Source organism: Acidaminococcus sp. BV3L6, from assembly GCF_000468835.1.
GTDB classification, from domain to species: Bacteria; Bacillota; Negativicutes; order Acidaminococcales; family Acidaminococcaceae; genus Acidaminococcus; species Acidaminococcus intestini.
This window is the reverse complement of record NZ_AWUR01000040.1, coordinates 31,919-47,703: the sequence shown is the minus strand read 5'-3', so window position 1 is coordinate 47,703 and position 15,785 is coordinate 31,919. Positions and strand designations below refer to the sequence as shown.

The following is a 15,785-nucleotide window of genomic DNA, read 5'->3' as shown; positions in this document are numbered from 1 at the left end:
GAAGGGAAAAGGAGGGGAATGGGACTGATTTAAAGGTGCTGTGAGTTTATGAGTGGTGAGTTGTGAGAAAAACCACGAAGGTGCGGGACCAAACAGACTCTCTTCTTTTTCCCTTTTCACCGCCAGCTGGTGATTTTCCTTGACAATCAGGGAAAAAGCGCCTATACTTACAAGGTACTAACAGTTTTGCTAGTCATGGCGCCATGGTCAAGCGGCTAAGACGTTGCCCTCTCAAGGCAAAATCACGAGTTCGATTCTCGTTGGCGCTACCAATTTGGAACAAGGCAGCTTCTGCTGCAGTTGAGACGCTCCTTGGGAGCGTCTTTTTTTTGTCTTGGAAAGGAGGGGCATGATGCGGGAAAAAGGGTTGGGACGGGTTTATGCAGTCCTTTTCATCCTGCTTTGGCTGATTTTTTTGGGTAGCCTTTTGACGGGCCTGATTCCTGTCAACGTCCAGCATCTTCTTATGGGCACACTCACGGACGAGGAAAAGACGGTCCTTACCGTCATTCGCCTGCCACGCTTTTGTTATGGGGCTCTCATTGGATCGGCCCTGGCAGCAAGCGGAGCCGCGCTTCAGGGAGTTTTTGGCAACCCTCTTGCAGACCCTGGACTTTTAGGTATTTCGAGCGGTGCTTCCCTGGGTGCTGTGCTTGTCCTTATCCTGAACCTAGCTGTCCTGTCACCGCTCATGGTCCCGTTGGGGGCTTTTATGGGCGCAGCCTTGATCTCTTTTTTTGTTGCCCTCTTGGGGCGCCGCTCCTTTAAGGCTTCCGTCACGTATCTTCTTTTGGGCGGCGTGGCAGTGAGCTTTTTTTGTGCGGCCCTTGTGTCAGGACTCCTTAGCTTTGCACCAGCGCCCATCATGCAGCAGTACTTCTTCTGGACCTTAGGGAGCCTCGGTACGGCTTCCCTCAAGGCATGGCCTCTTGCGGGGCTGATTCTTGTCCTTTTGCCCGGCGTCTTTATTTGGGGGCGGCCTCTGAATCTCTTATCTCTTGGTGGGGAGCAGGCAGCTGCCCTGGGACTTAATGTTGCGTTTTGGCGTAAGCTCATCCTTTTCTGGACGGCCCTTTTGACCAGCCTTGCTGTTTGTCTTGGCGGCAATATCGGTTTTGTTGGGCTCATCGTTCCCCATATGGGACGTTTTTTGAGCGGGGCCGACCACCATCGTCTCCTGCCTTTTGCCGCCCTGATTGGGGCTGTATTCCTCACGTTCTGTGACCTTATGGGGCGATGGATCCTTCCCGGCAGCGAGATCCGGACAGGAATCATAACTGCCCTTTTGGGCTCGCCCTATTTTCTCTATCTGCTTCATCAGAAGAAAGGGGCCTGATCCTTCTTTTTCTCTATGCCAAGTGCGGTGCCTGTGCTACAATAAAGAAAACTGGTTCTTACAGGATGATCCTTTTTCTGGAGGTTGATATGATGGAACGTTCAGTTTGGAAAAATCGTCTGGCATCCGCTGTCTTAGCAGGTGTCATGGGGCTTGGTCTTTCCTTTACAGCCCTTCCCATGCCTAGGGCCTATGCCGATGTGTTAGGTGCCATCCTTGCTGGGGTACAGGGCGTCGCGATTTATGGACAGGTTGATAAGGCCCTTAATTACTACAATAACACGGAAGAGGGACGGCAGAAACTTTTCTCGTCGTACAAGGAAAAATATGGCGTCAATTACGATGGTTATTTAAATGGTCAGCTTACGGACATGATGGGGCAGCTGACCAGCGCCATTGGGGCTGTAGATCCTACTATCCATCAAAAACCTTATCTTTATTTCATCAATAATGATAAATCTTTCAATGCGTTCTGCAGTATGGGCCATGTCATGAGCGTCAATACAGGGCTTTATTCCATGACGAGCAATCCTGATGAAATTGCCGTTGTCCTGCTTCATGAAATGGGGCATGGACAGAAGAACCATGTGGTCTCAAGTACGCGCAAAAAGATGCAGGTGGCCGTGGCAGCCGGCGTCGTAAGCGGCGCTGCGGGAAGCGGGATGGCGGATCTGGCCCTTAATATCCTTGTGAACCAGATTGATAATGTTCAGATTGGCAAAAGTGATGAATGGGAAGCTGATAACCTGGCACTGACCTATTTGCTTAACTCCAATTATAACCCGGGTGCGTCAGCCGCCATGTGGCAGCGAGTCATGGACCGGTCAAAGACGTATAAATCCAGTTTTGTTGGTGAAATCTTCTCGCCATCTGATCATCCGACCCATCAGCAGCGCCGCGATAATTATGCCAAGCGCCTGACTGATCTGTCCGGCGGCAACGTGACCATCGATGCGGATAAGGGCATGGTCAAAGTAGGGGGAAAGGATTTTGTCGCGCCTCATGCCTATGGCGATATGTCCGCAAAGGAACGCTCCTATTTTGTCATGGGCAACCTCGCCGCTGCTTTCCTGCATAAACAAAACCTTAAGGACGCTTCTTCTCAAGGCAGTACCGTATATTTGGGCAATCAGCCCATCATGGTCTCCGTAAATGGCGATCCAAGCGCGGCTGAACTTGCTCAGAAACTCAATGCAATCAAGAGCAGCAAGGAGAGCAAAGTCGCGTCTCGGGAGCTTAAGCTGCAGAAAAAAGCAGCCCCTAAAAAATAAAAGACGGTGAAAGGCCCTGTGCTTACGCGCAGGGCCTTTTTAGATGGCAGAATTGACGGAAGGGGAAGCTTATGCTAATATAAATGCGTGCACTTGCAAATAAATGCAGTGCTTCAAGAAACAGTCATCCAATTAAGGAGGGATATGAATGAGAAAAGAATTTGCTGTTAAACCCATTGCGCTTCCCCAGCCCGTCTTTATCATCGGAACCTATGACAAGGACGGGACGCCCAATGCGATGAACGCAGCTTGGGGCTGCCATAACGAAATGGACCAAATGATGTTTGCCCTCGCAAAAGGGCATAAGACGGTTAAGAATCTTTTGGAGACGAAAGCCTTTACTGTCAGCATGGGAACAGTGGAGCAGCTTGCTGCCTGTGACTATGTGGGCCTTGTAAGCGGCAGCAAGGAACCGCGGAAAGTGGAAAAGGCCGGCTTTCACGCGAAAAAAGCCCTTCACGTCAACGCCCCGTACTTTGAGGAACTGCCCATGACGCTTGAGTGCGAAGTCCTTTCCTATAACGAAGAAACGGAAATCCTTACAGGGCGGATTGTTGGCATTAGTGCTGATGAAAGCATCCTGACCGGGGGAAACATCGATCCAAAGAAACTGCGTCCTCTTGTCTTTGATATGGCTAACATGAAGTACCTTGTCGCCGAAGAGACGGTGGGAAATGCGTTTAGTGAGGGGAAGAAGTTATTTTAGTCAGCGCACAAATCGCGCTGATTTGATGGAGTTACGTGCTCCTATTGCCTTATAAAAATCTATGGTAACAATGGGACCATGACTTATCGTACGATGGACCGTCTCACGTTTGGGGATCGCTTACGCCTGGGCGCTTCCTTTCCTAACCATGTGTCATCACTTCCAGCGCCCAGCTTATGAAAGCGGAAGCTTTTTGCAATCTTCGGCCCATATGGGCCCATCTACTTTGCCGCCCGCGCCCCAACCTCCTCAACGTACCGGCCTCTGGCCGCAAGGAAACTCACGCGTCGCCGATTTGTTTTTGGCGGCGCCGCTTCGGAGAATCTTTGCGCAACAGCCCCCCGCGTCGCTGCGCTAGCAGATTGCTGGCGTCTCAGGTTTGCCGTCGCCGGTGGAATCGGAGGCTCTTTGCAATTGGACCCATCTGAACTGAATTTGCAAAAAGCAAGTTGTACGACGTCGTCGTCAGCCTGCAGTTTTTTTCCTAGCATCTGAACCAATCTGAGCCCCATTCGAATCATGTAAATAGAAGAAAGACCAGAACGCCGGCACCAAACTGCCCCTTTTCATCCACCCCCCACCAAGCCTGCTTGGTGGATACCCCCGCCTTGGTAAGCTGGAACGGCATTCGCCGTCTCTAAGGCAAAAGATCAAATCAGTTAGTGCTGATAAGAAGAAAATACTTTCTGATTCCATGTTGCGAAAATTTTAAGACCAAATAACAAAGAAAATTTTGTTGGACTAGCGAAGAAGCCTCAATCCGAAAACGCGCTTTGATTCGGTTTGAGGCTCTCTTTATATTCTTTTTCTTTAGGTACAATGCTGGATGCATCGTACCGTCCTTCATGCGGTCTTTTGCCTTAGAACTCGACTCGTAGAGTCGATCCGCCTCGCCAGGACGGGGGACCGAAAACCGCATATTGCCTCATTATAATGAGGCAGGCGTGCCCTTTCGGTGGTGGATGAGGAGCGCAGCGACGTTTCTTTATGAGCGCTAGCGAGGAACATCACATGATGGTCCAAAACCGCTGCAGATGGAGCAAATTTGCTCCATTGTCGGTTGCGGGACCGTGTTATCGTGTGATTTAATCCGTGCCGGCCCATCATTGCAACGGGTTTTTCGACCGTGTCCATGACCTTCCTCCTCGTTGTGGCCCGCATCTGGCCCCTTTCGGCCATTCCTGACACGTACTTTACGAGCGAAAAGGCCACTGTTCCTAAAGAAGAGGGAAGCCGCCTCGAGCGGGCTTGGAAGCTCGGCCTTGAAACGGATGCGGCCCAGCCCCCTGTTTTGAAGCTCTGCACGGATAACCTCATGAGCGGTCTCAAGATGGCCTTTGGCGTCATTCCTTCCATTACATCCATTGGGCTCTTGGGCCTCTTCCTTGCGGAATTTACACCCATCTTTGATTATTTCAGCTATCTCTTCGTTCCTTTCTTCAAACTCTTCGGTGTGTCCCAAGCGGTCCTTGCCGGTAAGGCAGCGGCCTTGAGCCTTCCGGAAATGTTCCTGCCGGCCATCCTCATCAAGGGGTCGGGGGGCCATGCTTTTGAAGTTTGTCATCGCTGTGGTCAGCATTTCCGCAATCCTTTTTTTCTCAGCCAGCATCCCCTGCATCATGGGGACGGATATTCCGCTCAAGATGCGGGACATCGTCATCATCTGGTTCGAACGGGTGGTCTTTTTCATCATCACGATCTCCATTGCCATGTTCTTGGGGCTGTCTGATTAATAGTGTACACTAATTAGAAGTCCTATCCTTTTCTGCTATCGGAGGGGATGGGACTTCTTTTTGAGTAAAAACAAGGCTGTATGCACCTTGCCGCCTCTTTTCCGGATTTCTGAAAAAGAGGGTTGAATATGCGTCATAATGGTGATATAGTGTATACTAAATTGAAACGATGTTTTCAAGTTTTGCTGAAAAGGAGCCCAACATGGATAAATCAAATGCTTATTTGCTGTGGTTTGAACAACTGGAAAGAAAAGACGTCGACATTGTCGGCGGCAAATCCTCTTCTCTTGGGGAAATGACGTCCAAGACCGATGTTCCTGTGCCGTATGGCTTTGCTACGACGGCCCATGCTTATCGGTATTTCATTGACCAGACGGGCCTGCGCGAAAAGATGCGCAGCATCCTTGCGGAACTGACGGATGTGGAAAATAGTGAACTTCTCTCCTCGGTCTGCGTGCGCCTGCGCGGAGCCATCATGGAACAGGAAATGCCCCAGGATCTTCAGGATGCCATCCGCAGAGCCTATGAAGAGCTGGCTCACAAGATGAATGAAGATGAACCCTATGTAGCCGTTCGCTCCAGTGCCACGGCTGAGGACCTGCCTGACGCCAGCTTTGCTGGCCAGCAGGATACGTATCTTAATGTCCATGGTGCCGATCAGGTCATCCGCAAGGTCAAGGAATGTTACGCTTCCTGCTTTACGGACCGCGCTGTCTACTATCGGGAAAAACAGGGTTATGATCATCTGTCCCTTGCTCTTTCCGCAGTTGTCCAGATGATGGTCTTTTCCAAAGCCGCCGGCGTTATGTTCACGGTAAATGTGGCTAACGGTGATGACAAGAACATCATGATCGAAGGGGCCTACGGCCTTGGTGAATATGTGGTTGGCGGCATTGTAACGCCGGACAGCTACGTCGTTTCCAAAGACGAAATGAAGCTCATTTCAGTATCGGTCAATGAACAGGATAAGATGCTCATCCGCAAGCCCGGCGGCGATACCATGGAAGTGCCTGTTCCTGAAGCAGACCGCAGGAAACAGACCCTGACAAACGCACAGATCCTGGAACTTGCAGGATACGCCAAAAAGATTGAAGCCCATTATGGCTGTTATATGGATATGGAATGGGGCATTGATGAAAGGGATGGCAAGATCTGGATTCTTCAGGCTCGTCCGGAAACTGTTTGGTCCCGCCGCAACAAGGAAAAGAAGAACGAAGAAGGACAGACGGCCGGATCCATGGAAGGGGCCAAGGTTCTTTTGAAGGGCCTTCCCGCAAGCCCGGGTCAGGGCTATGGCAAAGCCCATGTCATCCGCGACCCGAAGGATATTGACGAATTCAAGGATGGAGAAATCCTCGTTACGGAAATGACGGCTCCGGACTGGGTGCCTGCCATGAAAAAGGCACAGGCCATTGTCACGGACAGTGGCGGCATGACCTGCCATGCTTCCATTGTCAGCCGCGAACTGGGTATCCCCTGCGTCGTTGGCACCAAATCCCGCGGTGAAGCGGCTACGGAAGTCCTCAAAGGCGGCGAAGAAATCACGGTCGATGCGTCAAACGGCGTTGTTTTTGCAGGCAACCTTCAGGTAAAGAAGGCGGAAGCTGCCGCCGCGCCGGCGCAAGCTGCTGCTGTTGCGGAAACCTTCCCTGTAACGGGAACCAAGATCTACATGAATTTGGGTGATCCGTCCCTTGCCGATAAATACGCCAGCCTGCCCTGCGACGGCATTGGCCTCATGCGTGAGGAATTCATCTGGACGACCTATATCCATGAACATCCGCTTTATCTTCTGAAGACGGGTCATCCGGAAAAGGTTGTCGAAGCCCTTGCCGAAGGGTTCCGCAAGGTGGCTCAGGCCATGGCTCCGCGCCCTGTTACCCTGCGCTTCAGCGATTTCAAGTCCAGCGAATACCGCGACCTTAAGGGTGGGGAAGAATTTGAACCCCATGAACCGAGTGCCCTCCTTGGCTGGAGAGGGGCTTCCCGTTACTACGATCCGAAATACACGGCTGCTTTTCGTCTGGAAGTCCAGGCGGTCCGCAAGGTTCGTGAAGAATACGGCCTCAAGAACCTCAACGTCATGATTCCTTTCTGCCGCACCGTGGACGAATGTGCCAAGGTCGTATCCATCATGGAAGAAGAAGGACTCCATCGCGGACCGGACTTCAAGGTCTGGCTCATGGCGGAAATCCCGGCAAATATCATCCTTGCCGACAAATTTAATCAATATGTCGACGGCTATTCCATCGGTTCCAACGACCTTACGATGCTGACGTTGGGCTGTGACCGTGACAACGATGTCATTTCCCACCTTTTTGATGAACGCAATCTGGCTGTACGCCGCGCGGTACGCCACCTTATCGAAGTGGCCCACCGGGATGGCAAGACGGTCTCCCTCTGTGGGCAGGCTGCCAGCGTCTATCCGGAATTTGCCGAATTCCTTGTGGAAAGCGGCATTGATAGTATGTCTGTCAACCCTGACGCTGTGAAATTCACGAAAAAGATGGTGGCCCAGGTCGAGCAGCGGATCATCCTTGATAAACTGACGGGCCGCGGTCGCAATAAGAACGACGAAGAACTGGCTTGGTAATAGTCCCTGCAGGAAAGGCTGCTGCCGTGCGGCAGCAGCCTTTTCCTGCAAGAGGGAAGAATGCAGGGAAATGTTCTTGACGGATGCACGAAAATTAGGTACGCTTTTTTCGTAATGTGGAAGAAAGGGGGTGAATCCCATTCCACTAAGTGATAGACAGAAAAAAATTGCCGAGATTGTTCGCCGGAGCGGCCCCATTACGGGAACGGAAATTGCCGGAGAACTAGGTCTTACGCGGGCCGCCCTGCGCAGTGACCTTGCCATCCTCACCATGGGCGGGATTCTTGATGCCCGGCCTCGCGTTGGTTATTTCTACACGGGGAAAAGCACCTTGGGTATGCTGGTGGAGGAATTGTCTTCCATTACAATTGAGGATATCATGAGTGTCCCCATTGTCGTCAGTGCCAGCAAAAGTGCCTATGATGCTGTCGTCACCATGTTTTTGGAAGATGTAGGAACCCTCTTTGTTGTGGATGGAAAGGGATGCCTTTTTGGGGTCATTTCCCGTAAGGATCTTCTCAAGGCGTCGCTCAGCCAAGGCGCGGACCTACATAATCTGCCCCTTGCAATGGTCATGACGGGGCTATCCAAGATTGTCCTTTCTAAGCCCCATGAACCAGCTGCTGCGGCGGCTAGACGTCTTATCGAAAGGGAAGTGGACTGCTTGCCCGTAGTTCTTCCTTTTGACGAAAAAAAGGGCAAATGGAAACTCGTCGGACGCGTCTCCAAGACCAATATGACGAGACTTCTGGCAGAACTTGCCGAAGGAAAGGGAGGGACCTATCATAGCTAATCAACCCATCATCTATGCCATTTCCGACTCCATTGGGGAGACCAGTGAATCGGTTGTCCGTGCTACAACGAGCCAGTTTGTGCAGGAAAAGTTTGATATCATCCGTGTGCCCTATGTCAACAGCATTGAACAGATTGATAAGATTGTCCAAGAAGCAAAGGAATCCAATGCGGTTATCTGCTATACCATCGTATCTCCGGAAATCAGGGCCGAAGTCGCCCGCAAGACCCAGGAACTGAATGTGACTGCCGTTGATATCTTGGGGCCGGTCCTGACGGCCATTGAAAAGACCAGCGGGCTTACACCAAAAAATCAGCCTGGCCTCATCCATGCCTTGGATCATGAATATTTCAAACGCGTTGCCGCCGTGGAATTTGCCATCAAGTATGATGACGGGAAAAATCCTTGGGGCCTTACGAAAGCGGACCTTGTCATCATTGGGGTATCCCGTACTTCGAAGACGCCCCTTTCCATGTATCTTGCCAATAAGCAGCTCAAAGTGGCCAACGTTCCCCTTGTGCCGGAGATTCCGCCGCCTGAGGAACTTTTCAAGGTCCCGAATAACCGCATCATTGGTCTTCTCATCGATCCACACAAGCTCAATGAGATCCGTATTGCCCGTCTTAAGGCGATGGGGCTTGGGGATACAGCAAACTATGCGGACCTGCGTCGTATTGAAGAGGAACTCGATTATGCGCGAGCCATTATGCAGCGGCTCCACTGTATGATCATCAATGTTTCGAATCGGGCCATTGAAGAAACGGCAAGTCTCATTTTGGAGTATCTGCGCAAAAACTTTGATTTTGAATATTAAAAAACTGGGGAAAAGCGTTCAGGCTTTTCCCCGGTTTTTCGATTTACTGCACGATTTTCTTCGTCTTCACATTATAGGTAAGCGTGTCCTTTTCAACGCGATCCCCGGTCTTATGATTTACGTAGACCGCATCTCCCGTAAAGGTGGCAAGTTTCGTCTCCCAGTCAAAACGCCCCTGCTGGGCCCGGATGTCCGCATCTCCTTCTTCAAAGATGACGGGGCCTTCTACCTCGGCCGAATGATCACTATGCCGGACGATGGTGGATGTTCCCCGAAAGGTAATGTCTCCATCGACGAGGCTGATGTTTCCCCAAGCCCGTACTTCGTTGGTAAGGAGCGAAACTTCAGCTCGGTCAGCCGTAATGGTGCGGTTCCCTGTTTTTACGGCGACATGGCCGGAAAGACGGTAAGTCAGCGTATCAGGATCAAATTCCTGATGATCATACGTAATTTCTGGTGCTGCTGACGCTAAAGGAGCAGAAAGAAAAGTCATAAGAAGACAACAGCATAAGAAAATTTTTTTCAGCATCGGCGACGCCTCCTCAAGAAAAAGTCCAGCAGAAAAATGGCTTTTCCACGATTCTTCCATAAAAAATAACACTTAATTATACGCTATCTTGAAGAAAATTTCATTACAAAAAAGGGAATTCGTCACTTGTGTAGAATAAGATAAATAGCGAAGGAAAATTGAGGGAAGGCGTCTGCGGAGGTTTTCCCTTATTTTTATGATAGACAAGGGACTTTTTTAGGAAAGGCGGTGACGGTATGGGAGATCTCAAGGAAAAATATGAGAGCTTCAAGGAACAGGTCCGTCAGGCCGCTGATATTGTGAGCGTTGTTTCCGAAACGGTGGACCTCAAGAAAAAAGGCCGCCGTTTCTGGGGATGCTGCCCTTTCCACTCGGAAAAAACGCCTTCTTTTACCGTGAATCCAGAAAAGGGCTTTTTTCACTGCTTTGGCTGCGGCGCCGGCGGTGATGTCTTCACCTTCGTCATGAAGCGGGACCACGTTTCCTTTGTTGAGGCGGAACGGATCCTAGCCAATAAGTACGGAATTCCCATTCCGGAACCTGAAAAGACGGCTGAGGAAATCCGTCGGGAGCAGGAGGAAAAAGAAATCGTCGGGACCAATGAGCTGGCAGCCCGGTTCTTCCATGCGTGCCTGACAAAGACTCAATACGGAAAGGAAGGATTGACATATCTTGCCAGCCGCGGCATTGGTATGGATATTGTCGAGTCCTTTGAGTTGGGGCTTGCTCCACCGGATGCCCAGACCTTTCATAAGGCCCTTGAAAAGAGAGGAATCCCTGAAAAGACGCTCCTTAAGGCCGGGCTTATAGGCCAGTCCGATTCCGGTCGGATCTATGACAAATTCCGTGAGCGGATCATGATCCCCATCAAGAACCCTCGGGGGAAAGTCGTTGGCTTTACGGGCCGCATCCTGCGCAAGGAGGCTTCGCCGGCCAAATACATGAATACACCGGAGACAAGCTGGTTCCATAAAGGACGCCTGCTCTTTGGGATGGACCGGGCGCTTCCGAGCATCAGGAAGCGGCGCCAGGCACTCATTGTCGAAGGCCATATGGATGCCATCAGTCTCCATGCGGCAGGTATCACTTGGGCTGTGGCGTCCATGGGAACGGCCTTCACGGAATATCAGGCGAAGCTTCTAAAGCGCGTCACACCGGAAGTCATCTTCTGCTTTGACAGCGATAACGCCGGACGCAATGCAGCCATGCGGTCCATTCCCATTGCCCTTGCCGTGGGCCTTGAATGCCGCGTCATGCACGTTACAGACGGCAAGGACCCCGATGAATTCATCCGCAAGGACGGGCAGGAAGCCTTCCTTTCCCTCTTGGACCAGGCCAAGGGCGGCATTGATTACGAAGTCGACACGGTGCTCTCCCAAAGCGATGTAACGACTCTTTCAGGAAAGGTGGGGGCCGTTTCGGAAATCCTGCCCTTTTTCAAGGACTGCCGCTCTGATGTGGAAGTGGGTGAACGTATCCGCGATCTTTCAAGGCGCCTTGTCCTTGATGAGGGTGAAATCCGGAGTGAGTACCAAAAGCTTGTCCGCCCCAATGGGAGCGGACGCCCCTTCAATCCCGAATGGCTGCTGCAAAAGAAGGTTGCAATCAAAAGCCCGACCCAACAGGCTGAGCGGGGCGTGCTCTATGCACTTCTCATGGGCTTGGAAATCGATCCTGATCAGGCAGGTTTTGCTCATACGGATGCGTTTTCAACCGCTGCAAGACGGGCCATCTTTACCTCTTATTGTGCTCGCAAGGGAGCCGGCACTTTTCATGATGGACGGGACCTTTTTGAGGATGTAAATGAAGAAGGAGCCGCGGAACTATCGACCATCCTTGCTTCGTCAATCCCTCAAGAAACGCTCCCAGAAGTGCTCCGGGACTGTCTTTTCCGGCTGCAGACAGCAACGCTTGAAAAAGAATATGAACGGCACAGTGAACTGGCCCAGCGCTATGAAAAAGAAGGTAATGAAAAATTTTTAGAGGAATTACAGGAATGCCGACGAATAAGAATGGAGATACGAAATTTAAGAAGTGCGGTACCCACCCGGTGACCGCAGTACTTTTGATGATGAGGGGAAGGAGGGAACGCTCAAATGACTGATCAAAAAATAAAGGAGCTGGAAACTAAAAAGGTGAAGGAAACCAAAGAAACCGAAAAGAAACCGGCTGCAAAGAAGAAGACGGCGGCTAAATCGTCCGCTAAATCAGCCACGGCTAAAACAAAGACCAGTGGTAAGAAAGCTGCTCCCAAGAAAGATGCAGCACCGCAAAAGACCACCGCTGAGTGGATTACTGAATTCGAAGCCTTGGCAAAAAAGAATTCAGGCGTTCTCACTTATAAGGAAATCCAGGATCGCATGCAGAATACAGATTCCATTTCCGTTGATGAAATGGATGAAATTTATTCAAAACTGGCAGAAAAGAATATCGAAGTTGTTGATGACCATGCCGAAGAGGAAGAACCGGAAAACATGGACGATGAGGAACTGACCATTGAAGAGTCGGAACTGTCCAACCTGTCTGTCCCAGAAGGGGTCATCGTCGATGATCCTGTCCGTATGTATCTTAAGGAAATCGGCCGCGTGCCCCTGCTTTCAGGAAATGATGAAATCAAGCTGGCTAAACGGACCGATAAAGGCAATCAGGCCGCCGTCATTTTGGACGGTCAGTCCCCGGAAGTTGAACGGGAACCTGTCAATAAGCGCCTGAGCGCGGCAAAGCTCCTCGATACGATCGAGCAATACCTCAAGGAAGAGGAAATTTGGTGTGACAGCAGGACTGTATCCATCGTTTATCGCTTTATCCTAGCGGAAACGCAGGATAATCCAAGCCTTGATGAAGCGGCTATTGAAGCCTACAGCCCGGCCTTTACCGTAGATGAACGCAAGCGCCTGCAGCGGTTGCTTCTTGAAAAAGGGTATCATCTGACCCGTTCGCCCAAGACTGGCAGCGGAGATGAGGAAGTTGACGACAAGTCCTATCTGCCTGAGCTCTATGATCTGTTTGCCGCTGTTTCTGAAAAAGTTGAAACAAAACCGGACGAATCACTGAGCATCCGTCTTGAAGAGGACCGTAAGCGTTTTAACCGTGTCCTGCATCGGGCCGCTATGTGCGGTGAAAAAGCGAAGAAGGCTCTTTCGGAAGCCAACCTGCGGCTTGTTGTCTCCATTGCCAAACGGTATGTAGGCCGTGGCATGCTTTTCCTTGATTTGATCCAAGAGGGCAACCTGGGCCTCATTAAGGCTGTTGAAAAATTTGACTATAATAAGGGATTCAAGTTCAGTACCTATGCTACTTGGTGGATCCGTCAGGCCATTACCCGTGCCATCGCTGACCAGGCCCGTACAATTCGTATTCCTGTACATATGGTTGAAACCATCAATAAACTGGTTCGCGTTTCCCGCCAGCTCCTGCAGGAACTGGGCCGTGAACCGACTCCGGAAGAAATCGCCCAGGAAATGGATGTGCCTGTTGAACGGGTCCGGGAAATCCAGAAGATCGCCCAGGAACCGGTTTCCCTTGAAACGCCGATTGGCGAAGAAGAAGATTCCCATCTGGGAGACTTCATTGAGGATCAAGAAGCTCCCTCACCAGCAGAAGCCGCTTCCTATACATTGCTTCAGGAACAGCTGGGAAAAGTCCTTCAGGAGCATTTGAGCCCCCGCGAACGGCGTGTCCTCGAATTGCGCTTTGGTCTTCTCGATGGACGTACGCGTACCCTCGAAGAAGTCGGTCAGTACTTTGGTGTGACCCGTGAACGGATTCGTCAGATCGAAGCCAAGGCCCTGCGCAAGCTGAGAAGTCCGAAACGGAGCAAACCCCTCAAGGAATTCCTCGAGTAAGAAACGTTGACAGCGCATCTTTTTCTGGGGTATAATTCCTACATTGGGCCTATAGCTCAGCGGTAGAGCCCCCGGCTCATAACCGGTTGGTCCTAGGTTCGAATCCTAGTGGGCCCACCAACTTCACTCTATGCGAACCCTCTGTCTTTGGACAGGGGGTTTGTTTTATACATAATTATTTATCCAAACACCTTCCCTCGGGAGGGTGTTTTTGCATGCAATGAAATCAGCATTCGTGATGAATTTTTACATGAATTTACTAAACAAAATCAATAAAAGTTTTTCAATTATTACAGTTTGCATCCAAATTAGCAGTTAGATGGTGAATGAATTTACAAGCCATGACGAATGTGGTAAAACTAAAACAATAAAGGCGAATAAAAGGAGTAATATTCGAGTTGTCTCGAATATTAAAAAACTTAACGTTAATTACATGCGGGAAATAAAGGGATACCCGATTTTTACCGAATCTGGATCCGTATGCTTACCAGTTCCCGATGCTTCAACATAAAGAAAGGGGGAGTATTTTTTAGTCGCCTGTATTTAATCCACATAAAGAAAGGAAGAATGACTATGGAAACAAAGAAAAAGACATTTATGGATCGGTTTCTTAACTTTGTAGAAACTGTTGGAAATGCCCTTCCCGATCCAGCCTCTCTTTTTATTATCCTCGCACTTATTACCTTGGTCCTATCGGCCATCTTTGGAAGTATGGGAGCTTCTGCCGTTCACCCTGGTACGGGAAAAACCATCAAGGTCCTCAATCTTATGACTCTTGATGGCTTCCGGATGATTTGGAGCCAAGCTGTCAATAACTTTGCAAGTTTTGCACCCTTGGCCATGGTTCTTGTCTGTGTCATCGGCGCAGGCCTTGCTGAACGAAGTGGCTTTTTGGCCACCTTTATGCAGGTAGCCCTTGGCAAAGCCGCTCCGGCTGTTGTTACCTTTGCCATTATTTTTATTGGAATTAATGGCAATGTGGCCGGCGACTCTGCTTTTGTTGTCCTGCCGCCTGTAGCGGGTGTTGTGTTCCTTAGTTTGGGAAGGAATCCCTTGGTTGGTGTATTCTGCGCTTTTGCTAGTGTTGCTGCTGGCTTTTGTGCTAACATGATGCTCGGTATGTCTGATTCCTTGGCGTATGGCTTTACGGAAGCGGCCGCTCGTCTCATCGATCCAAATTATCAAGCTTCTCCTGCCATCAACTATTATTTCATGGTTGCATCCTGTATTGTTCTTAGTCTAGTTGGAACTTTTGTAACGGAGCGTTTCATGATTCCCCGCTTTGCTGGGGAAGATCTGAGTCAGTACGAACTTGATAAGGATCTGACAAACATCACGCCGGGAAAGGTGTCAGCTGTCAAAAAAGCCTGTATTGGTGCGCTCCTTACGATTATCGTCATTGGCCTCATGTGCGTCGGTGAGGATCCGATTTTAGGAAACCCAAAGACTCATTCCGTCCTTGACCCTAAATCGCCTTTCATGACGGGCATCATCCTCATGGTTACGTTGGTTCTTTTCGTTCCTGGTGCTGTCTTTGGCTTTGCCAGCGGGAAATACAAGAATGATAAGGATATGTTCGCCGATATCTCCATGGGCTTCAAAGATGTATCATCTTACATTTTACTTTGCTTCTTCTGTGCACAGTTTACGAAGTTCTTTGCTTGGTCGAATCTTGGCGTAGTCCTTGCTATCAATGGGGCAAATCTTTTGAAGACTTGGAACTTTACGGGTGTTCCGCTTATCATCGGTCTTATTATTGTGTCCTGTATTGTCAACATTTTCATTGGTTCTGCTTCAGCAAAATGGGCAATCTTGGCCCCAGTCATGGTGCCCATGATGATGCTCTTAGGCTACGATCCTGCTCTAACCCAGGCGGCCTATCGTATTGGGGATTCCATTACGAACCCCCTTTCTCCGCTCTTTTACTACTTCCCTTTAATCCTTGGCTTTGTCCGGAAGTATCAAAAGGATGCAGGCATGGGAACCATCATCGCCAATATGATCCCTTATTCCCTGTCCTTTGCTATTAGCTGGATTGTCCTCATCGCCATTTGGGTCATCTTCAATATTCCCCTTGGCCCTGGCGGTCCTATTCTCCTTTCTCATTGAGTTGAAGCAATGGTCCTGCCGATTTTGGCAGGACCCTCTTTGGCTGTTTATAAACG

11 protein-coding genes, 2 tRNA genes and 1 pseudogene are annotated in these 15,785 nt (G+C 50.1%); 13 read left to right on the top strand and 1 reads right to left on the bottom strand.

Features of this window, described 5'->3' with window-relative positions:
• Positions 1 to 197 precede the first annotated feature (197 nt).
• The 8 genes from HMPREF1246_RS07435 to HMPREF1246_RS07390 all read left to right on the top strand — a co-directional run bounded on the left by HMPREF1246_RS07435 (position 198) and on the right by HMPREF1246_RS07390 (position 9,246).
• Positions 198 to 272: transfer RNA gene (locus HMPREF1246_RS07435), tRNA-Glu, on the top strand.
• A gap of 77 nt (positions 273 to 349) precedes the next feature.
• Positions 350 to 1,336, top strand: a complete 987-nt coding sequence (locus tag HMPREF1246_RS07430) for an iron ABC transporter permease (RefSeq protein WP_014129067.1) — start codon at positions 350 to 352, stop codon at positions 1,334 to 1,336.
• Between the two features lie 89 nt (positions 1,337 to 1,425).
• Complete coding sequence (locus HMPREF1246_RS07425) at positions 1,426 to 2,607, top strand: M48 family metallopeptidase (protein ID WP_021737150.1); 1,182 nt, start codon at positions 1,426 to 1,428, stop codon at positions 2,605 to 2,607.
• A gap of 148 nt (positions 2,608 to 2,755) precedes the next feature.
• A complete protein-coding gene (locus HMPREF1246_RS07420) occupies positions 2,756 to 3,313 on the top strand; it encodes a flavin reductase family protein (RefSeq protein ID WP_021737151.1) in 558 nt (185 codons plus the stop codon).
• 1,126 nt (positions 3,314 to 4,439) lie between these two features.
• On the top strand, positions 4,440 to 5,042 hold the full coding sequence (locus tag HMPREF1246_RS07405) for a hypothetical protein (RefSeq protein ID WP_021737155.1): 603 nt from the start codon (positions 4,440 to 4,442) through the stop codon (positions 5,040 to 5,042).
• A 206-nt stretch (positions 5,043 to 5,248) separates the two neighbouring features.
• Positions 5,249 to 7,639: a phosphoenolpyruvate synthase gene (gene ppsA / locus HMPREF1246_RS07400; protein WP_021737132.1), complete on the top strand. Its 2,391-nt coding sequence runs from the start codon at positions 5,249 to 5,251 to the stop codon at positions 7,637 to 7,639.
• Between the two features lie 130 nt (positions 7,640 to 7,769).
• Positions 7,770 to 8,432, top strand: coding sequence for a helix-turn-helix transcriptional regulator (locus tag HMPREF1246_RS07395; protein ID WP_009015397.1), 663 nt, complete (start codon positions 7,770 to 7,772; stop codon positions 8,430 to 8,432).
• Positions 8,398 to 9,246: a pyruvate, water dikinase regulatory protein gene (locus HMPREF1246_RS07390; RefSeq protein ID WP_009015396.1), complete on the top strand. Its 849-nt coding sequence runs from the start codon at positions 8,398 to 8,400 to the stop codon at positions 9,244 to 9,246. Before HMPREF1246_RS07395 ends, HMPREF1246_RS07390 begins: the two co-directional genes overlap by 35 nt.
• Before the next feature lie 43 nt (positions 9,247 to 9,289).
• On the opposite strand, the gene HMPREF1246_RS07385 is transcribed toward HMPREF1246_RS07390, so the two are convergent.
• Positions 9,290 to 9,775, bottom strand: a complete 486-nt coding sequence (locus HMPREF1246_RS07385) for an LptA/OstA family protein (protein ID WP_009015395.1) — start codon at positions 9,773 to 9,775, stop codon at positions 9,290 to 9,292.
• Between the two features lie 236 nt (positions 9,776 to 10,011).
• Between HMPREF1246_RS07385 and dnaG the strand changes: the two genes are divergently transcribed.
• From dnaG to HMPREF1246_RS07365, 5 genes and pseudogenes are all read left to right on the top strand, one after another.
• Entirely contained in the window at positions 10,012 to 11,829 is a 1,818-nt protein-coding gene (dnaG, locus tag HMPREF1246_RS07380) for a DNA primase (protein ID WP_021737137.1), read from the top strand.
• A 42-nt stretch (positions 11,830 to 11,871) separates the two neighbouring features.
• A pseudogene (locus HMPREF1246_RS11105) lies at positions 11,872 to 12,378 on the top strand (RNA polymerase sigma factor region1.1 domain-containing protein); the annotation flags it as partial.
• A 54-nt stretch (positions 12,379 to 12,432) separates the two neighbouring features.
• Entirely contained in the window at positions 12,433 to 13,620 is a 1,188-nt protein-coding gene (gene rpoD, locus HMPREF1246_RS11020; RefSeq protein WP_369751267.1) for an RNA polymerase sigma factor RpoD, read from the top strand.
• Positions 13,621 to 13,665: 45 nt separating this feature from the next.
• Positions 13,666 to 13,740, top strand: a tRNA-Ile gene (locus tag HMPREF1246_RS07370).
• A gap of 453 nt (positions 13,741 to 14,193) precedes the next feature.
• Positions 14,194 to 15,729 carry an AbgT family transporter gene (locus tag HMPREF1246_RS07365; protein ID WP_021737147.1) on the top strand — a complete coding sequence of 512 codons (1,536 nt, stop codon included), beginning with the start codon at positions 14,194 to 14,196 and terminating at the stop codon, positions 15,727 to 15,729.
• Positions 15,730 to 15,785: the final 56 nt, after the last annotated feature.